This window comes from Herbaspirillum sp. UBA812 (genome assembly GCF_002296545.1).
Taxonomy (GTDB): Bacteria; Pseudomonadota; Gammaproteobacteria; order Burkholderiales; family Burkholderiaceae_D; genus Herbaspirillum; species Herbaspirillum huttiense.
In genome coordinates, this window is sequence record NZ_DBIC01000060.1 from 1 (window position 1) to 21,614 (window position 21,614).

The 21,614-nt window shown below is 63.2% G+C and carries 21 protein-coding genes; 9 read left to right on the forward strand and 12 right to left on the reverse strand.

What is annotated here, in order from left to right:
- The 4 genes from B3873_RS03760 to mpl all read right to left on the reverse strand — a co-directional run.
- On the reverse strand, positions 1–1,348 hold a 1,348-nt coding region (locus B3873_RS03760), incomplete at its 3' end, for a ribonuclease catalytic domain-containing protein (RefSeq protein WP_286864108.1).
- A 6-nt stretch (positions 1,349–1,354) separates the two neighbouring features.
- Positions 1,355–1,969 carry a chorismate--pyruvate lyase family protein gene (locus B3873_RS03765; protein ID WP_209533696.1) on the reverse strand — a complete coding sequence of 205 codons (615 nt, stop codon included), beginning with the start codon at positions 1,967–1,969 and terminating at the stop codon, positions 1,355–1,357.
- Positions 1,969–2,559, reverse strand: coding sequence for a YqiA/YcfP family alpha/beta fold hydrolase (locus tag B3873_RS03770; RefSeq protein ID WP_039789228.1), 591 nt, complete (start codon positions 2,557–2,559; stop codon positions 1,969–1,971). Before B3873_RS03770 ends, B3873_RS03765 begins: the two co-directional genes overlap by 1 nt.
- On the reverse strand, positions 2,556–3,938 hold the full coding sequence (mpl, locus tag B3873_RS03775) for a UDP-N-acetylmuramate:L-alanyl-gamma-D-glutamyl-meso-diaminopimelate ligase (protein ID WP_286864109.1): 1,383 nt from the start codon (positions 3,936–3,938) through the stop codon (positions 2,556–2,558). The genes B3873_RS03770 and mpl overlap by 4 nt, the downstream gene beginning before the upstream one ends.
- A gap of 66 nt (positions 3,939–4,004) precedes the next feature.
- Here mpl and B3873_RS03780 point away from each other — a divergent pair, with 66 nt between their 5' ends.
- From B3873_RS03780 to B3873_RS03820, 9 genes are all read left to right on the forward strand, one after another.
- Positions 4,005–4,646 (forward strand): hypothetical protein, encoded by a 642-nt coding sequence (locus B3873_RS03780; RefSeq protein WP_286864110.1) that lies wholly within the window; start codon positions 4,005–4,007, stop codon positions 4,644–4,646.
- A 3-nt stretch (positions 4,647–4,649) separates the two neighbouring features.
- A complete protein-coding gene (locus tag B3873_RS03785; RefSeq protein WP_209533700.1) occupies positions 4,650–5,171 on the forward strand; it encodes a TlpA family protein disulfide reductase in 522 nt (173 codons plus the stop codon).
- Between the two features lie 131 nt (positions 5,172–5,302).
- Positions 5,303–5,740, forward strand: a complete 438-nt coding sequence (aroQ, locus tag B3873_RS03790) for a type II 3-dehydroquinate dehydratase (protein WP_088756245.1) — start codon at positions 5,303–5,305, stop codon at positions 5,738–5,740.
- A 123-nt stretch (positions 5,741–5,863) separates the two neighbouring features.
- A complete protein-coding gene (accB, locus tag B3873_RS03795) occupies positions 5,864–6,331 on the forward strand; it encodes an acetyl-CoA carboxylase biotin carboxyl carrier protein (protein ID WP_286864111.1) in 468 nt (155 codons plus the stop codon).
- Positions 6,332–6,448: 117 nt separating this feature from the next.
- Positions 6,449–7,828, forward strand: coding sequence for an acetyl-CoA carboxylase biotin carboxylase subunit (gene accC, locus B3873_RS03800; protein WP_039789219.1), 1,380 nt, complete (start codon positions 6,449–6,451; stop codon positions 7,826–7,828).
- A 66-nt stretch (positions 7,829–7,894) separates the two neighbouring features.
- Positions 7,895–8,809, forward strand: a complete 915-nt coding sequence (gene prmA, locus B3873_RS03805; RefSeq protein ID WP_276837511.1) for a 50S ribosomal protein L11 methyltransferase — start codon at positions 7,895–7,897, stop codon at positions 8,807–8,809.
- Between the two features lie 3 nt (positions 8,810–8,812).
- The gene (locus B3873_RS03810) at positions 8,813–10,102 is read left to right on the forward strand and encodes a DUF3426 domain-containing protein (RefSeq protein WP_286864114.1); all 1,290 of its coding nucleotides are present in this window, start codon (positions 8,813–8,815) and stop codon (positions 10,100–10,102) included.
- Between the two features lie 136 nt (positions 10,103–10,238).
- The gene (locus B3873_RS03815; RefSeq protein WP_034333773.1) at positions 10,239–11,174 is read left to right on the forward strand and encodes a carbohydrate kinase family protein; all 936 of its coding nucleotides are present in this window, start codon (positions 10,239–10,241) and stop codon (positions 11,172–11,174) included.
- Positions 11,175–11,247: 73 nt separating this feature from the next.
- Positions 11,248–11,841: a peroxiredoxin gene (locus B3873_RS03820; RefSeq protein WP_084320258.1), complete on the forward strand. Its 594-nt coding sequence runs from the start codon at positions 11,248–11,250 to the stop codon at positions 11,839–11,841.
- 79 nt (positions 11,842–11,920) lie between these two features.
- Here B3873_RS03820 and B3873_RS03825 read toward each other — a convergent pair whose 3' ends face one another.
- From B3873_RS03825 to B3873_RS03860, 8 genes are all read right to left on the reverse strand, one after another.
- On the reverse strand, positions 11,921–12,460 hold the full coding sequence (locus B3873_RS03825; protein ID WP_286864120.1) for a YggT family protein: 540 nt from the start codon (positions 12,458–12,460) through the stop codon (positions 11,921–11,923).
- 316 nt (positions 12,461–12,776) lie between these two features.
- Positions 12,777–13,673, reverse strand: coding sequence for a histone H1-like repetitive region-containing protein (locus B3873_RS03830; RefSeq protein ID WP_286864122.1), 897 nt, complete (start codon positions 13,671–13,673; stop codon positions 12,777–12,779).
- Between the two features lie 503 nt (positions 13,674–14,176).
- Positions 14,177–15,343, reverse strand: coding sequence for a ribonucleotide-diphosphate reductase subunit beta (locus B3873_RS03835; RefSeq protein WP_121042594.1), 1,167 nt, complete (start codon positions 15,341–15,343; stop codon positions 14,177–14,179).
- A 212-nt stretch (positions 15,344–15,555) separates the two neighbouring features.
- The gene (locus B3873_RS03840; protein WP_286864124.1) at positions 15,556–18,534 is read right to left on the reverse strand and encodes a ribonucleoside-diphosphate reductase subunit alpha; all 2,979 of its coding nucleotides are present in this window, start codon (positions 18,532–18,534) and stop codon (positions 15,556–15,558) included.
- A gap of 401 nt (positions 18,535–18,935) precedes the next feature.
- The gene (gene ampD / locus B3873_RS03845) at positions 18,936–19,559 is read right to left on the reverse strand and encodes a 1,6-anhydro-N-acetylmuramyl-L-alanine amidase AmpD (protein WP_286864125.1); all 624 of its coding nucleotides are present in this window, start codon (positions 19,557–19,559) and stop codon (positions 18,936–18,938) included.
- A gap of 2 nt (positions 19,560–19,561) precedes the next feature.
- Positions 19,562–19,858, reverse strand: a complete 297-nt coding sequence (locus B3873_RS03850; RefSeq protein ID WP_209533706.1) for a PP0621 family protein — start codon at positions 19,856–19,858, stop codon at positions 19,562–19,564.
- Positions 19,855–20,667 (reverse strand): cytochrome C assembly family protein, encoded by an 813-nt coding sequence (locus tag B3873_RS03855; RefSeq protein WP_039790480.1) that lies wholly within the window; start codon positions 20,665–20,667, stop codon positions 19,855–19,857. Before B3873_RS03855 ends, B3873_RS03850 begins: the two co-directional genes overlap by 4 nt.
- 136 nt (positions 20,668–20,803) lie before the next feature.
- The gene (locus B3873_RS03860; protein ID WP_034334689.1) at positions 20,804–21,613 is read right to left on the reverse strand and encodes an ABC transporter ATP-binding protein; all 810 of its coding nucleotides are present in this window, start codon (positions 21,611–21,613) and stop codon (positions 20,804–20,806) included.
- Position 21,614 lies beyond the last annotated feature (1 nt).

Below are 21,614 nucleotides of genomic sequence, written 5' to 3' on the forward strand. Positions count from 1 at the left end.
TGCTGTTGGCGAAGATCATCAGCTCGGCCACGATCTTGTCCAGCGGCGCGCCACGGCGGCGGCGCACGATGCTCACCACATCGTTCTCGACGTAGAAGTTGAAGTCGACGCGATTGTTCTGTTCCGGGCGCAGGCCGAAGCTCTCGCGCTTGGCCATGCGGCCCTGTTCCAGCAATTGCACCCACTGCCACAGGAGCGCGATCTCTTCCTTGTGCGGATACTCGCCGCGATTCTCGGCCAGCGCTTCCTCGGTGACCAGCTCGTCGAGGTCGTTGTGGCGCAGGTTGGCGGCGATCGGCACCAGCTCGGCGCGGGTCTCGGTGCCCAGCACTTCCCAGTTGGCCGCATCCAGCGTGGCATACAGCGACAGCGCAGGACGCGCAGCGCCGGCATCCAGCGTATAAGTGGCCACCAGGTCGTCGGGCAGCATGGTGATCTTTTCGCCCGGCATGTAGACGGTGGACATGCGCGCACGCGCAATCGCATCGATCGCATCGCCACGCTTGATGGCCAGGCCTGGTGCGGCGATGTGGATGCCCACGCGCAGCTTGCCGTCGGGCAGGCGCGTGACCGACAGAGCATCATCGATCTCGGTGGTGGTCACGTCATCGATGGAGAAAGCCTGGACATCGGCCAGCGGCAGGTCGGTAGCCGCCGGCGGGATATCGATGGCCGGGAAACCGGTGCCGCGCGGGAAGAATTCGTGGAGGAAACGCGCGTAATGCAGATCCTTGGGCGAGGCCACGCCACCGGCAGCCAGCATCAGGCGCTGCGGGGTGGTCTGCATTTCCTTGGCGGCGGCGTCCAGGGCCTTGAATTCGATGCCGTTCTTGTCCGGCTTGAAGAGCAGTTGAAGGGCGATGGGGCGGAAGGCTTCCGGCAGTTTGTGGGCCTTGAGTTCTTCCACATACACGGCCTGTGCGGCCAGTTGCTGCTTCTTCTTTTCCAGCCCGGCCAGGGCCGCCTGCAGCGAGGCTTGCGGTGCCGCCTTGTAGCGGCCACGGCCCTTCTTGTAGAAATAGATCGGTGCGCGATGCAGGCACAGCAGCAGGCCGGCCGCTTCCGGCGGCAGCGGGGCATGCCCGAAATACTCGGCGGCCAGGTCGGTGAAACCGAATTCTTCTTCGCCGGCCACTTCCCACAGGAAATCCAGGTCGACTTCATCAGCGATGGCCTGGGCCTGTTGCATCAGCTCCTGCGGCGCGGGGGCAGCGAATTGCAGCAGCGCATCGCGCGACTTGACCTTGGCGCGCTTGCCGGAGGCCATCTCGACCTGATAGGACTCGCCCTGCTGGGTCATGATGGAGCCGGCCTTGAAATCGCCGGATTCTTCGAACAATAAATTCATCTGCTTCTATCGCTTTTCAATCGGTACGTGGGCCGGCAGCGGACGCATCAGCGCCTCCAGTGCCGGCAGGAAAACATCGGTGACCATCAGCACGCCGCCGCGCCGGGTAAACAGGGAGCGGCGCGCCAGCAAACTGGTCGGCAATTCGGACTCGGGCAAGGCCTGCGCGATGCGGCGCATCAGCGGGTGGCCGGCGGACAGCCGAGCATACTGGATGGGGCTGCGCCCGACCAGCGGATCAAAGAACAAGTTGGCCCCCAGGGGCGTGCTGCCAAGCTTGCTGAAAAAGGGCCAGTCGGACTTGACCGAGCTGGTCGACAGCACCGTATGGCCAAACACCACCGGCTGCCCGTCGCCCAGCAGGATGACATCGCGCTCCACTACCCGGCTACGGGGCGATATGCACAAAGCTTCATGCTCATCGGCCAGGATGCGGCCCGGGCGCTGGCGCAGCAGGCGCACGCTGAAGCTTTCGGTCCGTTTCTTCAATTTCAGGGTCATGGACCCGGGGTCGGCCAGCCAGGCGCGGGTGCGCCGCATCAGGTCGCCATCGGCCGCCAGCAGCGCCGCCAATGCCTGCGGATGCGCCATCCAGCGCGCCTTGCGGACGGCATGGGGCATCAGCGCACCGCCTTGCCGGGCAGGTCCACGCCGCAGAAGGCCAGCACCTCGTCCAGATGGTCGGCAAACTCGGCCATGCCATGGTCGCTGCCCTCGATGACGGTCTGGCGCGCGCCGGGGTAATGGGCCACCATCTCGCGCCAGTCCAGCACTTCGTCACCGGTGGCCGCGAGCAGGAAATAGCGTTCTGGGCGCGTAATCGCCGGCACCGACAGGGCCAGCAGCTCGGCGATGTACTCGCGCTTGAATTCAAAGGGTTCGTCGGAGTGATACTGCGTGGTCACGCCGACATAGGATTCCAGGTCGCGCGGCGGCTTGACCGCCGGGTTGACCAGCACCGCCCGGCAGCCGGTGTGTTCGGCCAGCCAGGTGGCGTAGTAGCCGCCCAGCGACGAGCCGACCACGGTCAGCTGCGCCGGGTCCACCCCTGCCACCAGCGCACCGGCCAGGGCGATGGCCCCGGCCGGCGAGGCCGGCAGTTGCGGGCAGACGTACTGGTCCTGCAGGCCGAGGGCGGCCATGCGCTGTCCCATCACACGCGCCTTGAAGGACTGCGGCGAGGAACGAAAGCCGTGCAGGTACAGGATCATGCCAGCGCGTCCAGCAGCTTCTGGTGTACGCCGCCGAAGCCGCCATTGCTCATCACCAGCACATGGTCGCCCGGCTGCGCGGCGGCCTTGACGGCTTGTACCAACGCGTCGAGGTCGTGGAAGGCAGCGGCTTTCTGACCCAGCGGGGCCAGCGCCTCGGCCAGGTCCCAGCCCAATGCATCACGCCCGGACCGGGCGCCGAAACCGAAGACCAGGTCCGCTTCGGTGAGGCTGCCCGGCAGGGCTTGCTTCATCGTTCCCAGCTTCATGGTGTTGGAACGCGGCTCCAGCACCGCCAGGATGCGAGCCGCTCCGACCTTCTTGCGCAGGCCGGCAACGGTAGTGGCAATGGCGGTCGGGTGATGGGCGAAATCGTCATAGACGGCCACGCCATTGGCGCTGCCGCGCAGCTCCATGCGCCGCTTCACGCTCTGGAAAGCCCCCAATGCCTCGATGGCCTGGGCCGCCGGCACGCCTACGTGGCGGGCAGCGGCAATCGCGGCCAGGGCGTTCATGCGGTTATGTTCACCGGTCAGCGACCACTCCACCGTACCTTGCGACTGGCCTTCAAAGAAGACCTCGAAACGGCCATCCTCATGGGTCTGCAGCGACCAGCCGGGCTGGCCGGCGGCTACGCCAAAGTCTTCACGTTCGCTCCAGCAGCCACGCGCCAGCACGCGTTGCAATGCGGCTTCACGGCCATTGACGATGACCCGGCCGATCCCGGGCACGGTGCGCACCAGATGGTGGAATTGCGTCTCGATGGCGGCCAGATCGGGGAAGATGTCGGCGTGATCGTACTCAAGATTGTTCAGCACGGCGGTACGGCTGCGGTAGTGCACGAACTTGCTGCGCTTGTCGAAGAAGGCGGTGTCGTACTCGTCGGCCTCGATGACGAAGAAGGGCGACGGTCCCCCCTGGCCATCACTGCCCAGGCGCGCCGAGATGCCGAAGTTCATCGGCACCCCGCCGATCAGGAAGCCCGGCTGGTAGCCCGCGTGTTCCAGCACCCAGGCCAGCATGGCCGAGGTGGTGGTCTTGCCATGCGTGCCGGCCACCGACAGGACCCACTTGTCCTGCAGGATGTTCTCGCCCATCCATTGCGGGCCGGAGACATAGGGCAGGCCGCGGTTGAGGATCTCCTCCATCAGCGGGTTGCCGCGCGAGACCACGTTGCCGATGACGAACAGGTCCGGCTTGATCTCCACCTGCGACGGCTCGAAACCTTGGGTCAGGGTGATGCCCTGGGCTTCCAGCTGGGTGCTCATGGGGGGATAGACGTTGGCGTCGCAGCCGGTCACGGTATGGCCAGCCTCTTTGGCCAGCACGGCCAGGCCGCCCATGAAGGTGCCGCAGATGCCGAGGATGTGTATATGCATAGCGAATCTAGGGGTGTAATCCCGCGATTTTACCTGAGCCGGCGGCTGCACCTGCTAACGAGTATGATGTCGCCCATGTCTGAATTTGAATTCACCTCCCCCACCGAGCAGCTGCGCGCCGAAATCGCCGCCGCCGCCGCGCGCATGATCGCCGAAGATGGCGCCGACTACGGCAGCGCCAAACGCAAGGCGGCCAAACAGATCCTGGGCAACCAGAAGGTGCGCGGCGAGATCATGCCGGATAACGAGCAGATCGAAGAAGAAGTCCGCATCTACAACGAACTCTTCTTTGCCGATACCCAGCCGGCGCGCCTGTTGCACCTGCGCCAGGTGGCCCTGCAGCTGATGCAGGACCTGCAGCAGTTCAATCCTTATATTACCGGCGCGGTGTGGAATGGCACGGCAGGTGAACATTCGGACATCCACCTGCAGCTGTTCTCGCCCAGCGCCAAGGATGTCGAGATTTTCCTTCTGAACAAGAATGTGAATTTCGAGGTCGGGGAGACCAGCCACTTCCGCACCGGCCACGCGGTGGAAACCCTGAGCTTCCTGCTGCCCCAGCGCGGTGCCGACCCCGAACTGGCCCATCTGGCCCTGTATGACGAAGACGACCTGCGCGGCAGCCTGCGTGCCGCCCCTGGCAAACGCCCTGATCGCGGCGATGCGGCGGCGCTGGCGGCGCTCATCGATGCCCCCTCCGAGGACTGATTCATGACGAAGCTGAAAAATGTGATCTTGTTGGCCGTGGTTGCGGTCGTTTGCGTGGGCGTTGGCATCTATGCCAGCCATCGCGCCAACCCGCCCGCCTCGCCCGAGACCCAGGCGCTCAACAAGCTGCTGTCGCAATCGATGCCGGATGCCAGCGGCCAGACCCAATCGCTGGCGCAATACAAGGGCAAACCCCTGGTCGTGAACTTCTGGGCCACCTGGTGCGGCCCCTGCGTGGAAGAAATGCCCGAGCTGACGGCCTTGCAGCAGGAGATCGCGCCGGTGCAAATACTGGGAATTGGCGTCGATAGTCAGGAAAATATCGCCAAGTTTGCGCAAAAGTACCAAATCCGCTATCCTCTCTTCGTTGCCGGAACCGGCGCCACCGATTTGCTGCGGCAATTCGGCAATCAGGCGGGCGGTCTTCCGTTCACCGCTCTGGTGGGCAAGGACGGCAACGTCAAGAAGGTCTACCTGGGCCGCATCAAGTTCGATGAACTGCGCGCCGACCTGTCACAGCTCTGAATCGCAGAGTCACTTGCAGGGCCACCTCGGCGGCCCGCAAACGCAAATCCGTGAAAAGAAAGTTTTTCTTGCCAAATGATGGCATTTGACGGCAAAATGCGCGCATCGTCGTCAAACGGAGCTTAATCTCCATGGCAAAACAGCTTCTCCTGCTCAATGGTCCGAACCTCAATCTGCTCGGAACCCGGGAGCCGGAAGTCTACGGATCCACCACGCTGGCCGATATCGAACAGCGTGCACAAGAACAGGCCCGCGCCGCCGGCGCGACCCTGGCCACCTTTCAGAGCAACCACGAAGGTGCGCTGATCGACCGCATCCACCAGGCGCGCCTGGAGGGGGTCGATGGCATCATCATCAACCCGGGTGGATTGACCCATACCAGCGTGGCCCTGCGCGATGCGCTGGCCGGGGTGGCGATTCCCTTCGTGGAATTGCATATCTCCAATGTGCACCAGCGCGAGGAGTTCCGGCATTTTTCCTATCTGTCCGGCATCGCCCGGGCAGTCCTGTGCGGCTTCGGGGTCGATGGCTATCGTATGGCCGTTGATTTCTGGCTGCGTCAATCCTGAGGGCGGACACGCCGCTTCGAACGGATCGCTTCACGTACTGCAAGACCCAGACTGAACCCGCCGGGCGCCACAGAGCGCCGGCGTTTCGTTTAACACTACTCATCTACATTCCGAGGGATTCAAATGGATTTACGAAAACTCAAGACGCTGATCGACCTGGTTGCTGAATCGGCCATCGAAGAGCTGGAAGTCACCGAAGGCGAAAGCAAGGTCCGCATCGTCAAGTCGTCCCCGAATGCCCAGAACCAGGTCGTGATGGTGCCCCAACAGCAAGCCTACGCCCCCGCCCCCGTGGCCGCGGCCGCTCCGGTTGCTGCTGCTCCCGCTGCCGCACCGGCGGCGCCGGCCGTGCCGGAAGGCTACATCGTCAAGTCGCCCATGGTCGGTACCTTCTACCGCTCCTCGGCACCGGGCGCACCGGCCTTCGTCGAAGTGGGCAAGGAAGTCAAGGAAGGCGATACCCTGTGCATCATCGAAGCCATGAAGCTGCTCAACGAAATCGACGCCGACAAGGGTGGCGTGGTCAAGCAGATCCTGGTGGAAAACGGCCAGGCCGTCGAGTTCGGCCAACCGCTGTTCGTGCTGGGCTGATTCCCGCCGCAGCAGTCCCTGGCCTGGCAGCAACGGCCGCCGCGCGGCACATGCCGGCTGCCGCGGCCCGGCTCCGGAACCTATAACGCTTGAACCTGGCGACGCCTCATTCCTGTTATGTTTGAAAAAATCCTCATCGCCAACCGTGGCGAAATTGCCCTGCGTATCCAGCGCGCCTGCCGCGAACTGGGTATCAAGACCGTGGTCGTGCACTCCGAGGCCGACCGCGAGGCCAAGTACGTGAAGCTGGCCGATGAGTCGGTCTGCATTGGCCCGGCCCCGTCGGCCCTGTCCTACCTGAACATGCCGGCCATCATCAGCGCCGCTGAAGTGACGGACGCCCAGGCGATCCACCCCGGCTACGGCTTCCTCTCGGAAAATGCCGATTTCGCCGAGCGCGTGGAACAGTCCGGCTTCGTCTTCATCGGCCCGCGCGCGGAAAACATCCGCATGATGGGTGACAAGGTCTCGGCCAAGCAGGCCATGATCCGCGCCGGCGTGCCCTGCGTGCCGGGTTCGGAAGGCGCGTTGCCGGACAATCCCAAGGAAATCGTCCAGATCGCCCGCAAGATCGGCTATCCGGTCATCATCAAGGCGGCCGGCGGCGGTGGTGGCCGTGGCATGCGCGTGGTGCATACCGAAGCCGCGCTGATCAATGCCGTGACCATGACCAAGACCGAAGCCGGTGCCGCCTTCGGCAATCCGGAAGTCTATATGGAGAAGTATCTGGAAAATCCGCGCCACGTGGAAATCCAGATCCTGGCCGACGAGCACAAGCAAGCCGTCTGGCTGGGCGAGCGCGACTGCTCCATGCAGCGCCGCCACCAGAAGGTGATCGAGGAAGCGCCAGCACCGGGCATCCCGCGCAAGATCATCGAGAAGATCGGCGAACGCTGTGCCGAAGCCTGCCGCAAGATGAACTATCGTGGCGCCGGTACCTTCGAGTTCCTGTACGAAAATGAAGAGTTCTACTTCATCGAGATGAACACCCGCGTGCAGGTGGAACACCCGGTGACCGAAATGATTACCGGTGTGGACATCGTGCAGGAACAGATCCGCATCGCCGCCGGCGAAAAGCTGCGTTACCGCCAGCGCGACATCGAACTGAAGGGTCACGCCATCGAGTGCCGCATCAACGCCGAAGATCCGTTCAAGTTCATCCCCTCGCCGGGCCGTATCACGGCGTGGCACGTGCCGGGTGGTCCTGGCATCCGCGTTGATTCGCATGCCTACTCGGGTTATTTCGTGCCGCCCAACTATGATTCCATGGTCGGCAAAGTGATTGCCTACGGTGCGACCCGGGAACAGGCCATCCGCCGCATGCAGATCGCGCTGTCGGAGATGGTGGTGGAAGGCATTTCGACCAATATCCCGCTGCACCGCGAGCTGATGGTGGATGCGCGTTTCTTCGAAGGCGGAACCAATATCCATTATCTGGAACATAAGTTGTCGGAACGCCCGACGGCGCCGGAAGCGGACAAGTCCATCAAGAAGTAAATCGCAGTTCAGCAGCAACCGAAGCAATAGAAGCAACAACAGTAACGACAGCAAAGGCAGGCAAGCATGGCTTGGGTAGAAATCGTCATCGAAGTGGCGCGCGAACAGGCGGAGGCATTGTCCGACGCCCTGATGGACTCTGGCGCCCTCTCGGTGTCGGTGGAAGATGCCGATGAAGGGACGGACGCCGAGCGTCCGCTCTTCGGCGAACCCGGCATGGAGCCGGAAGAAGCCGCCTGGGACCGCAGCCGTGTGGTGGCGCTGGCCGGCAAGGATGCCGACCACGCCACCATCGTGATGGATGCGGCCAAGGCCATCGGCCTGGACTATGCCCTGCCCTTTGCCACGCGCAACGTGGAAGAGCAGGACTGGGTGCGCCTGACGCAATCCCAGTTCGAGCCCATCCATATCGGCCAGCGTATCTGGGTGGTACCCAGCTGGCACGAGGCACCGTCCGATCCGGACGCCCTGGTGCTGGAACTGGACCCGGGCCTGGCCTTCGGCACCGGCAGCCATCCGACCACCCGGCTGTGCATGGAATGGCTGGAAGCCAATGCCACCCAGGCACAGACCCTGCTGGACTACGGCTGCGGCTCGGGGATCCTGGCCCTGGTGGCCGCCAAGATCGGCGTGCCGCAGGTGATCGGGGTGGACATCGATCCGCAGGCGCTGGAGTCAGCCAAGCACAATACCGAACGCAACCACTGCAGCGCGACTTACTACCTGCCGGAACCCTTCGCTGCAGCCCACCCGGAAGGTGAGCGCTTCGACGTGGTGGTGGCCAACATCCTGGCCGGCCCCCTGCAGCTGATGGCCCCCATGCTGGCCGGCCGCGTGCGCGCCGGCGGTGCGCTGGTGCTCTCGGGCGTGCTGGATCGCCAGGCGCAGGAAGTCATCAACGCCTACGCGCCCTGGATCGCCCTGACCGTCTGGGCCGAACATGAAGGCTGGGTGGCCCTGGCAGGCCGCCTGCCGGAGTAATCCGTGGCGTTGGCGACCCAGTGTCCGCACTGCCTGACCATCTTCAGGGTCGCCAGCGACCAGCTCAAACTGCGCGGCGGACTGGTCCGCTGCGGCAATTGCCGCCAGGTCTTCAACGGTAACGAATACCTGGTCGAGGCCAGCGTGGCCGACGGCCACTACCAGCCGGCACCAGGCAGCAAAGCCCAGGCCGGGATGGCGACACCGGTGTTTGCGCCGGCACCTTCGTCCTCCTCCGTCCCGACGCCCCCGGCTAACAGCCCCTATGAACGAACTGGCGCGCCGCTGACCGCGCAACAGCCTCCCTTCGTTCCCCCTGCTCAAACGCCCGTCCCCGAGGTGAACGTTCCTGCGCCGCAGCCAATGTCGACAGCCGCGCCCGTCCAGGCTGCTGCGTCGGCTCCCTTGCCTGCCGCCATCCCGGTCATTGCCGAGCCCAAGGTGTTCCGCTCGCCGACCAGTCCGGGCTACCTTCCGGATCTTGGTGCGAGCTTCAAACCCGCTGTGCCTGTGGACAAGACAAGTCCCGAGGACGAAGCCAGCGGCCCGACGCTCCCGGAGGAGGACGGCCCCGACAGCGGTGCGCTGCTGCGCCGCTCCTCGGCCGAGTCCGACGAGATTGCCGCGCCGCCCGAGGTGGCCGCCGTCTTCCGTATCGACGATGAGCCGGTGTTGCATGATGTGGCCGATGCCAAGGACGGCGTCCCCGGCGATGGCGAAAAATCCGACGCACAAGAAGCGGAAGCGGAAGACGACGAGCCCGCCGACGAACCCGGCTTCGTCAAGCGTGCCGAGCGCCGCGCTCGCATCAGCCAGGCCATGAAGATGGTGATGATGGTGCTGGCCGGCGTGATGGTGCCGGTACTGCTGCTGCAATCGCTTTACTACTGGCGCAATCCGCTGGCCGCCTCCGTGCCGCAGCTGCGTCCCATGCTCAACGGCATGTGCGTGGCTTTCCATTGCACCGTGGGACTGCCCACCGAGATCGAGCGCCTCTCGCTGGAATCCAACGAACTGCAGGTGGTGCCACCCAACCAGAACGTGTATGCGCTCTCGCTGGTGATGCGCAATCGCGGCACCAGCGCCCAGGCCTGGCCGCATATTGAACTTACGCTCAACAATGACGACGAGAAGGCGGTGGTGCGGCGCGTCTTCCGCCCGCGCGATTACCTGGCCGACCCGGCGCAGGTCGACCGTGGCATCGGGCCCGAGAGCGAGCAGCAGATCAAGCTCAACTTCGAGCTCAAGGATGCGCTGGTCTCGGGTTATCGCATCTATCTCTTCTATCCCTGACCCGGACTCATCCCGGCTGATCGTCACCGATCATCACTGCCCGGCCTGAACTCGAAACGACTTGCGTCAGGTTCGGACTGCACGCCGCTTTTCTTCTACAATGCGGCATCATTCACTCACTTGTCCCGACCACGCCATGAGCTCCCTGATCTGCGGTTCCCTCGCTTACGACAACATCATGCAATACGAGGGCCGTTTCGCTGAAGCCCTGCTGGCTGACCAGTTGCACAAGGTCAACGTCTCCTTCCTGGTGCCCACCATGCGCCGCGAGTTCGGCGGCTGTGCCGGCAACATCGCCTACAACCTCAAGCTGCTGGGTGGCGAACCGATCGTGATGGCCACCGTCGGCCTGGACAGCGCACCCTACATGGAGCGTTTTGCCGCCCTGGACATCTCGACCCGATGCGTGCGCCAGATCGAATCCTCCTTCACCGCGCAGTGCTTCATCACCACCGACGCCGACAGCAACCAGATCACCGCCTTCCACCCGGGTGCCATGACCTGGTCGCACGAAAACAAGGTCGCTGACGCCGGTGCGGTCAAGTTCGCCATCGTCGCGCCCGATGGCCGTGACGGCATGCTGCAGCACGCGCAGCAGGCGGCTGAACTGAAGATCCCGCTGATCTTCGATCCGGGCCAGGGCATGCCGATGTTCGATGGCAATGACCTCAAGAACTTCATCGACCTGGCGACCTATGTCGCGGTCAATGACTACGAAGCCGAACTGCTGACGGCGCGCACCGGGCTGTCGCTGGCGCAGATTGCTGAGCGCGTCACGGCCCTGGTGGTCACGCGCGGCGAACTGGGTGCCGACATCTTCGTGGACGGCAAGCACCACGCCATCCCCTGCGTGAAGGCCGACAAGATCGCCGATCCGACCGGCTGCGGCGATGCCTTCCGCGCCGGCATGCTGTTCGGCCTGACCGAAGGCTATGACTGGGAAACCACCGGCCGCCTGGCCAGCCTGATGGGTTCCATCAAGATCGCTTCGCAAGGTCCGCAGAACCATGCGCCGTCCAAGGCGGAGATCGAAGAGCGCTTCCACAAGGCCTTCGGCTATCGCTTCGGCTGATGGGCTTCCCTGCCGGTGACGCGCAGCGGCTCATGCGCGATGCCGGCTCCCCGCATCATCAAGGAGATACGCCATGCTGAACCCTTCCTCGTTTTCCCTCACGGCCGATGCGGCCGCGCGCCTGCGCCGCTGGTGTGGTGCCTCGCTCCTGCTGGGGGCGGTGCTGTGTTCGCAGGGCGCACTGGCCGCTCTCAAGCCGGGCGACAAGGCCCCCGAGTTCTCCGCGCCGAGTTCGCTGGGCGGACAGGTGTCGACCTTCTCGCTGTCGGAAGCGCTGAAGAAAGGTCCGGTGGTGCTGTACTTCTATCCGGCCGCCTTCACCTCCGGCTGCACCATCGAAGCGCACCTGTTTGCGGAAGCCGTGGATCGCTACAAGGCGCTGGGGGCCACCGTCATCGGCGTGTCGGGCGACAACATCGAGACCCTCAACAAGTTCTCGGTCAGCGAATGTCGCAGCAAGTTCGCAGTGGCGGCCGATGTCGACAAGAAGATCATGAAGGCCTATGACGCGCAGTTCATGAAGGTCACCGGCTATGCCAGCCGCACCTCCTACGTCATCACGCCGGACCATGCGATCCTCTACGAGTACACCGACATGAATCCGGAAAAGCATGTGGAGAACACCATGCAGGCGCTGGAGCAGTGGTCGGCAAAGCAGAAGCGCTGATCGCGTTGTTGCCGCGTGCAGATGAAAAAAGAGCCGGATGTCCGGCTCTTTTCACGTGGAGGCAAACCCGGCGGTCTGGTCAGAATCCGCCGAAGAGCAGGCCACTGACCACGCGCACCGCGATCTGCAGCAGGATCAGCAGGACCAGCGGCGACAGGTCCACACCGCCCAGGGGCGGGATGATCTTGCGCAGCGGACGCAGCAGCGGATCGTTCAGGGCCCGCACGAAGGGGGCCAGCGGTGCGTGCGGATTGACCCAGCTGAAGACGGCCTCGATGATCAGCGTGGCCATGAAGCCGTAGCAGATCCATTCAAAGAAGCGCTCGAGTGCCACCAGGAAGATGAGCTTGAAGTCGAAACCGCTCTGAAAACCCAGGATGGCGATGATGGACAGCAGCACGATGAGGAAGGCCCCCAGCAGGCTGGCCCAGTCATGGCGGCCGCCCGGCATCCCCCGGCGCAGCGGCAGCCCCAGCCAGTCCGAGAGCTGGTAGACGAATTGCCCCACCGATTGCGGCGGACGTACGCGCACTACCTGCATCCAGAAGCGCAGCAGCAGGACACCGGCCAGAATGCTGGCGACGGCGTTGACGATCATCGTGAAAATACTATGCAGCACAGGGATCTCCATCAGTGAGAGGCAGGGCACATACTAGTGGGCAAGCGGTCGCTGCGCAATCGCTGACTGCTGCGTGCTGCCCGCGGCGAGGTGGTCGCGCAGGCAAGCGTTAGCGCCGCGTGCGAGCATACCTGAGCTTTCATATATTGTGCCATTGTGCCGGAATGCCAGAGCAGAGATGCAGCCCTTCATCATCGTCGGGGGCGGTGGCACCGGCGCGGGAAGCCCTTCCGGCAGGCATAAAAAAACCGCTGCATGGCGCAATGCCATACAGCGGCCTTCAGTCTGAGGGGATCAGACTAGACGCACGCCGATCTTACGGACGGCCAGCGCCGGTCGGGAACGGCCATGCAGCGGCCGGGTTCAGCACGGTCTTGGCGGCCGGTGCTGCTGCGGCGGCTGCCGGCTTGGCGGCTGCCTTCTTCGGAGCGGCGGCCTTCTTGGCGGCTGCCTTCGGTGCTGCAGCTGCCTTGGGCGCTGCGGCCTTCGGAGCGGCTACCTTCTTGGCGGCGGCCTTGGGAGCAGCTGCCTTCGGCGCTGCAACCTTCTTGGCTGCTGCGGCCTTGGGAGCGGCGGCCTTCGGAGCTGCTGCCTTCTTGGCGGCTGCCTTCGGAGCTGCAACCTTCTTGGCGGCTGCCTTCGGAGCTGCAACCTTCTTCGCTGCGGCTGCCTTCGGAGCTGCTGCCTTCTTGGCGGCGGCCTTCGGAGCTGCAACCTTCTTGGCTGCTGCCTTCGGAGCTGCAACCTTCTTCGCTGCGGCTGCCTTCGGAGCTGCTGCCTTCTTGGCGGCTGCCTTCGGAGCTGCGACCTTCTTCGCTGCTGCCTTCGGGGCTGCAACCTTCTTCGCTGCGGCTGCCTTCGGAGCTGCGGTCTTCTTGGCTGCTGCCTTCGGAGCTGCAACCTTCTTCGCTGCGGCTGCCTTCGGAGCTGCGGTCTTCTTGGCTGCTGCCTTCGGGGCTGCAACCTTCTTCGCTGCGGCTGCCTTCGGAGCTGCGGTCTTCTTTGCTGCTGCCTTCGGGGCTGCAACCTTCTTCGCTGCTGCCTTCGGAGCGGCTGCCTTCTTGGCAGCTGCCGGCTTGGCGGCGACCTTGGCCACGGTCTTCTTGGCGGCTGCGGCCTTGGGCGCTGCTACCTTCTTGGTGGTTTCCTTGGCGGCTGCCGCCTTCTTTGCCGCCGGCTTCTTCGCCGCGGTCTTCTTTGCTGCTGTTGCCATTTTGTTTCTCCTTCTTCACGTGAATGGAAAAAATCAAGCTTGATATAAGCAACCCGCACGCGACATCGCGATGACGCGGGCGAGCTATTCATCGGCACAAGCCGCCTGTGGCTTGCGCTAATGAATTCGGCACCAGCTGAACTGCTGCATCCCCTCACCTATGCAGCGCTTCAGCTATCTTGGCGACGCCCCTCCGGTAGTGCCCGCGCAATGGCGCAGGAAGATGCGACTACGGGAGCAGGCGCGACACCAAAAAAAACGCCAGCGTGTTCAAACGCTAGCGTCGGAATCGCGTTCCTGAAAAACCTTGGTGTTTTTCAAAGGAAAAGCCGCCTGACCCGACAAGATGGGGTTAAGCGGCGATAACAGAGAAGATTGATTCGGTCTCTGACTGTTCATTAATTTGGCGTAGGCCTTTTCCGTTTCAGCAGCCGGGCATCTTGCAAGCTACCCGGCTCCTGTTGTGCATCATGTCTCGATGAAGAGAACTTCAAGACTGCACATCATTCCCAACTCAGTGCGCCCCCGGTTTGGTATTCGATGACACGGGTCTCAAAGAAGTTGCGCTCCTTCTTCAAGTCGATCATCTCGCTCATCCACGGGAACGGATTTTCTTCTTGTGCGAACAGCGGGTCCAATCCGATTTGCTGTGCGCGGCGGTTTGCGATGAATCGCAGGTAGCCCTTGAACATGGTAGCGTTCAACCCGAGCACGCCTCGCGGCATTGTATCCTCTGCGTAACGATATTCCAACTCCACCGCGCGTAAAAACAACGATTTGATTTCGTCGCGGAACTCCGGAGTCCACAGGTGCGGGTTCTCCATCTTCACGGTGTTGATCAGGTCGATGCCGAAGTTGCAGTGCATCGATTCGTCACGCAGGATGTATTGATACTGCTCGGCCGCGCCCATCATCTTGTTCTGGCGACCCAGTGCCAGGATCTGCGTGAAGCCCACGTAGAAGAACAAACCTTCCATGATGCACGCGAAGACGATCAGCGACTTCAGCAGCTTCTGGTCATTCTCCATCGTGCCGGTCTTGAACTCGGGATCGGTCAGCGTATCGATGAAGGGAATCAGGAACTCGTCCTTGTCGCGGATCGATGCGACCTCGTGATACGCGTTGAAGATCTCGGCTTCATCCAGGCCCAGCGATTCGACGATGTACTGGTAGGCGTGGGTGTGGATCGCTTCTTCAAAAGCCTGGCGCAGCAGGTACTGGCGGCACTCCGGTGCGGTGATGTGGCGATAGGTGCCCAGCACGATGTTGTTGGCGGCCAGCGAGTCGGCGGTGACGAAGAAGCCCAGGTTGCGCTTGACCAGACGGCGCTCGTCTTCGGTCAGGCCGTTCGGGTTCTTCCACAGCTCGATGTCGCGCTGCATGTTGATCTCTTGCGGCATCCAGTGGTTGGCGCAGCCGGCCAGGTACTTGTCCCAGGCCCACTTGTACTTGAAGGGCACCAGCTGGTTGACGTCGGTGTGGCCGTTGATGATGCGCTTGTCGGCAGCATTGACGCGGCGGGTGGTGTCGACCTGCTCGCTGTTGCCGGCCATCAGTGCCGGGTTCAGCGCAGCGTTGGACTGGCCGAAGGCCGGTTGCAGTTGCGGCTGCAGGTTGGGGGTGCGCGGCGCCTGGGCCGGTTGCTTGACTTCATCATCCCAAGAAAGCATCTGTGGTTCCTCTTTACTTTATCGGTAGCTGCCGGCGAGGTCGCATGACCATGGCGCGGCGGGTGTCTATCAGGTGACAACGGCGCATCCGGTGAAGTTCACCGCGATGCGCCGGCTAGGGTGGGCAGGACTTGGGACAGTGGTGCTGCCGTCATCTCGGATGACCTTGGATCATCCTCATCAGCAGGCCGTCCCGGCCCTGCCCGGATTACTTACTGGCAGGCCTCGCACTCTTCGAAGCCCGCGTCGCCCGGACGCATGGTGCAGACCGGACCATCGGCTTCGATCGAAGCACCCGGGTTCGGCATCACGTAGGCAGCCGAAGCAGCGGCAGCCGAAGCGATCGGTGCGGCCGGCACGGCCGGTGCCGACGCCATGGCACCGGCGCCGCCGTCAACGGCCACGGCGTTCAGTGCACCCGCACGGGAAGTGGACTTCTCGGTGTGGGTCGCGCCGATGGTGCGCAGGTAGTAGGTGGTCTTGAGGCCACGCAGCCACGCCAGCTTGTAGGTCTCGTCCAGGCGCTTGCCGGAAGCACCGGCCATGTAGATGTTCAGCGACTGGGCCTGGTCGATCCACTTCTGGCGACGCGAGGCGGCTTCCACCAGCCAGGACGGATCCACTTCGAAGGCGGTGGCGTAGATGTCGCGCAGGTCTTGCGGGATGCGGTCGATCTTGGCCAGGCTGCCGTCGAAATACTTGAGGTCGGCGACCATGACTTCGTCCCACAGGCCACGGGCCTTCAGGTCGCGCACCAGGTACTCGTTGATCTCGGTGAATTCGCCCGACAGGTTCGACTTCACGTACAGGTTCTGGTAGGTCGGCTCGATGCAAGCAGACACGCCGATGATGTTGGAGATGGTCGCCGTCGGGGCGATGGCCACGCAGTTCGAGTTGCGCATGCCGTGTTCGGCGATGCGTGCACGCAGGGCGGCCCAGTCCAGGGTCTCGGTGCTGTCGGTTTCCAGGTAGCCGCCGCGCTCTTGCGCCAGCAGCTTCAGGGAATCCTGCGGCAGGATGCCGCGATCCCACAGCGAACCGCGGTAGGAAGCGTAACGGCCGCGCTCTTCGGCCAGTTCGGTCGAAGCCATGTAGGCGTAGTAGCAGACGGCTTCCATGGAGCGGTCGGCGAATTCGACGGCGTCCATCGAGGCGTACGGCACGCGCTTGATGTGCAGGCAGTCCTGGAAGCCCATGATGCCCATGCCCACCGGACGGTGGCGCAGGTTGGAATCACGTGCCTTCTTGACGGCGTAGTAGTTGATGTCGATGACGTTGTCCAGCATGCGCATGGCGGTGCGGATGGTCTTTTGCAGCTTGGCATGGTCCAGCTCGCCATTGACCAGGTGCGCCGGCAGGTTCACCGAACCCAGGTTGCAGACAGCGATTTCGCTCTCGTTGGTGTTCAAGGTGATCTCGGTGCACAGGTTGGAACTGTGCACCACGCCCACGTGTTGCTGCGGCGAACGGATGTTGCAAGGATCCTTGAAGGTGATCCACGGGTGGCCGGTTTCGAACAGCATCGACAGCATCTTGCGCCACAGGTCGTTGGCTTGCACCTTCTTGAAGAGCTTCAGCTCGCCACGAGCGGCCTTGGCTTCATAGGCGGTGTAGGCTTCTTCGAAGGCACGGCCGAACTTGTCGTGCAGGTCCGGGGTGTCGGAGGGCGAGAACAGGGTCCACTCGCCCTTTTCCATCACACGCTTCATGAACAGGTCGGGAATCCAGTTCGCGGTGTTCATGTCGTGGGTGCGGCGGCGATCGTCGCCGGTGTTCTTGCGCAGCTCGAGGAATTCCTCGATGTCCATGTGCCAGGTTTCCAGGTAGGCGCAGACTGCACCCTTGCGCTTGCCGCCCTGGTTGACCGCCACGGCGGTATCGTTGACCACCTTCAGGAAGGGGACCACGCCTTGCGACTTGCCGTTGGTGCCCTTGATGTGCGCACCCAGGGCACGCACCGGGGTCCAGTCATTGCCCAGGCCGCCGGCGAACTTGGCCAGCAGGGCGTTTTCCTTGATGGCTTCGTAGATGCCGTCGAGGTCGTCGGCCACCGTGGTCAGGTAGCAGGAAGACAGCTGCGAACGCTGGGTACCCGAGTTGAACAGGGTCGGGGTCGAGCTCATGAAGTCGAACGAGGACAGCAGGTCGTAGAACTCGATGGCGCGGGTTTCGCGGTCGATTTCGTTCAGTGCCAGGCCCATCGCCACACGCATGTAGAACGCCTGGGGCATCTCGATGCGGGTGCCGCTGATGTGCAGGAAATAACGGTCATACAGGGTCTGCAGACCGATGTAGCCGAACTGCAGGTCGCGCTCGGGCTTGATGGCGGCAGCCAGCTTGGCCAGGTCGAACTGGGCCAGCTTGGTGTCGAGCAGCTCGGCCTCGATACCCTTCTTCACGTATTGCGGGAAGTATTCCAGGTACTCGGCCGGGGCGTCCGCCTGGGCCACTTCCTTGCCGAAGACTTCCTTGCGGATGGTGTGCATCAGCAGGCGCGAGGTCACCTGGCTGTAAGCAGGGTCCTTTTCCATCAGCGCGCGGGCAGCCAGGATGGCGGACTTGTAGAGCTCTTCGACGGGCACGCCGTCGTACAGGTTCTTGACGGTTTCGGACAGGATGGCATCGGCATCGACGTGCGATTCCAGGCCGACGCAGGCAGCGGCGATCAGGGAACGGACTTCGTTGATGTCCAGCGGACGGCTCTGGCCGTCTTCGGTCACGTGCAGTTGCGGTGCGGCCACTTCGGTCTTGGTGGCGGCGCCTTGCTGGGCGCGCTCTTCCATGCGCTTGGCACGGTACAGCACGTAGGCACGGGCGACGTCATGCTCGCCCGAACGCATCAGGGCCAGCTCGACCTGATCCTGGATATCTTCAATATGGAAGGTGCCACCGGTGGGCTGGCGGCGCACCAGCGCCGACACCACGTTGGTGGTCAGTTGCTCGACCATCTCGCGCACGCGCGCCGAAGCGGCACCTTGGCCACCGTTGACGGCCAGGAAGGCCTTGGTCACGGCGATGGAAATCTTAGAGGGCTCGAAACCGACCACCGCGCCATTGCGGCGGATGATGCGGTATTCGCCCAGGCCAGCGGTCTGGGACACGATGGCCTGGCCTTCAGCGGAACCTTCCAGCTCGGCAGAGGTGCCGAACGGAGCGGGCGATTTGACGGAAATTTCTTGGGTTGAGCGCACTTAGCCTCCTGGGGTACATGGGGCAGATGGCCGGGGGTTGCCACCTGCGTTGCTAATAACTTCATCCGGGCCCCGAACGGCAAAGGACCCGCGAACGGCGGAAGCGTCCCACAATGACTGTCCCTTGCGTGGACATTCATGCTGACGCAAAACTGCTTGAAACTGATGTGTGGAACGGAATTAAAAGAAGGAGAACCGGGGGCGTTGTCGTACTTGGTTACTGCCTCGCGGGTCTTGCACCTTCTGAAGCACTGCCTGAAACGGGCCTGCCGTGGATGAAGGCCCGACACCAACAACAAGTTCAACTGAACACTACATCTAGTATCAAAACATCGAATGGGACTAATTCTAGTAGCGGGTCCGGGCAGATGCAACCGCTATTTAGAGAATTTTTGTGCTGCTCAAGCTTGACTTTTGTGAAGGCCAACGGGGAAGCGCAATTGCGCCGCGTTAACGATTTTCACCATTTTGTTGTGATAGCCGTCCCAGTCGAAGAAGGGTCCGGGGTCGGTCTTGCGCACCGGCGCGATGTGTTCGTGGCCAGCCACGGCGGTCAATCCGTAGCGCGTTACCAGGGCCTGGGAGAGCTGCACCAACGTCTCATATTGGGCTTCGGTGAAGGGTTCAAAGTCGGTCCCTTCCAGCTCGATGCCGATGGAAAAATCATTGCAGCGCTCGCGTCCCTCGAAGCTGGACACCCCCGCGTGCCAGGCGCGGCGATGGGCCGGGACGAACTGCACCACCTCGCCATCGCGGCGGATCAGGAAGTGGGCAGAGACGCACAGGGGACGCAGCTGGTCGAAATAGGGATGCGCGTCAAAGTCGAGCCGGTTGCAGAACAGGTCGGCGATATAAGGGCCGCCGAATTCACCGGGTGGCAGGCTGATGTTGTGGATCACCAGCAGTTCGGCGGCCACGCCTTCGGGACGTTCGTCGCAATTGGGCGAGGGTTCGCGGCGGGCGTGATCGCACCAGCCGTCGCCATCAATGATCCAGGCGCCGGGGTCAGAAAAGACAGCGTCCATGCTCAGAAGGAAGCCAGGCGGCGATGCTCTTCGCAGCAGTATTGCGCGCCGGAGGCGTGGACCACCGCCTCGGAGGCCGGGAAGTGGATGCCGCAATGCGCGCATTGCACCATGGTCTCGACATTGCTGTCGCCACGGCGGCGAAAGCGCGAGGGCTTGGGACGCGGCATGCCCGGCTCGGGCTCGGCGGCGGGGTTGCCGTCGGCGGGACGGTCGCTGCCGGCCAGCATGGATTTCTTGGCGCGCTGGAACCACACCACCACGGCCAGCAGGACCACCAGCCAAATCAGATATTTCATGTCAGAACCCGATGCAGCACGACTTCAAGAACGAACCGGCTGCCCACATAAGCCAATAAAAGGATGGCGAACCCGGCCAGCGTGAAGCTCAGCGCGGTCCGCCCCCGCCATCCCTGCCAGCGACGGCCGGCCAGGAGCAGGCCGAACAGCAGCCAGGACAGCATGGTGAAGACCGTCTTGTGGTCCCACTTGAATGGTGTCCCGAACAACTGCTCGGAGAAGACGACACCCGATAGCACCGTCAGCGTCAGCAAAGTGAAGCCGAAGGCGATCAGGCGGAACAGCAGCTTTTCCATGGTCAGCAGCGCCGGCAGGCGATCCAGCGCCAGCCCGAACCAGCCCGACTGGGCGGCCGGACCAGGCCGGGTATGCAGGCGCGACTCCTGCAGCACCATCAGCACCGCATGGAAGGCGGCGATGGTGAGCGTGCTGTAGGCCAGGATGGAGATGGCGATGTGCGCCAGGAACCAGTCGGACTTGCCGGCCAGCGCCACCATGTTGCCGGGAAAGGCGCTGGGCAGCACCACCGCCACCGCCGCCACCGGCAAGACCAGCACGCGCATGCTGTCGAGTGAGAAATTGCGATTTTCCAGCCAGTAGGCCGCCACCGAGATCCACAGCGTGGACGACAGCATGACCGCAAAGCCCACCCGCAGTGCGTCGGGAGCGAACATGTCCGACAGCAGCGCCCCGCCATGCAGCATCCAGCCGACCACGATGCCCGCCGAAATCGGCACGCGCCGCTCCGAAGGCATGAAGGCGCAGCCCAGATAGAGCAGCGCAGCCAGGATGAAAAAATAAGTTTGCATCACCCGAGTTTACACTATCTCGGCCCCCGGCCCGCTTGCGCCCGGTCAGCCGGCGCGCGAATCGGGCCCGCCAAATGCGACACGGCAGGGCTTGCCTGCCGTGTCGGACGCTTCACTATAGAGAGCTGCAGCCGCGTCAGTCGACCGCCGCCGCCTTCATCTCGGCATTGTGATGGCGCTGCTGCTCCTCCATCACCAGCTGGCCCAGTTCGCGTTTCAAGGCATTGAACTCGGGGTCCGCCGGATCGCGCAGGCGCGGCAGGTTCACCAGCATGTCGCGCTTGACCGTGCCGGGACGATAGGTCATGACCACGATGCGGTCGGCCAGGTAGATGGCCTCCTCGATGCTGTGGGTGACGAAGACGATGGTCTTCCTGAACTCGTCCCAGATGCGCAGCAGCTCATCCTGCAGGTTGCGGCGGGTCAGCGCATCGAGGGCGCCGAAAGGCTCGTCCATGAGCATGATGGGCGAATCCAGCGCCAGCACACGGGCGATGGCCACCCGCTGGCGCATGCCGCCCGAGAGATCCTTGGGGAAGCGGGTGCGGAAGTCGATCAGGCCCAGCTTGTCCAGCAATTGCGTGACGCGCTGGTGGATCTCGGCCTTGGGCGTTCCCTTGATCTCCAGCCCGAAGGCCACGTTCTGTTCCACCGTCATCCAGGGGAAGAGGGCGTATTCCTGGAACACCATGCCGCGATCCGGTCCCGGCTCGGTGACCACCTTGTCACCAGTGAGGATCTGGCCGGACGATGGCAGGGCAAAGCCGGCGATGGCATTCAGGAGCGTGGACTTGCCGCAGCCGGAAGGGCCCAGCAGGCAGACGAACTGGCCATCCGGGATATCGAAATGGATGTCCTTGAGGGCCACGACCTCGCGGTCATCGGTCTTGAAGACCTTGTGCACATTCTGTATACGAATGCGCGGAGAAGCATTTGTCTGGTTCATC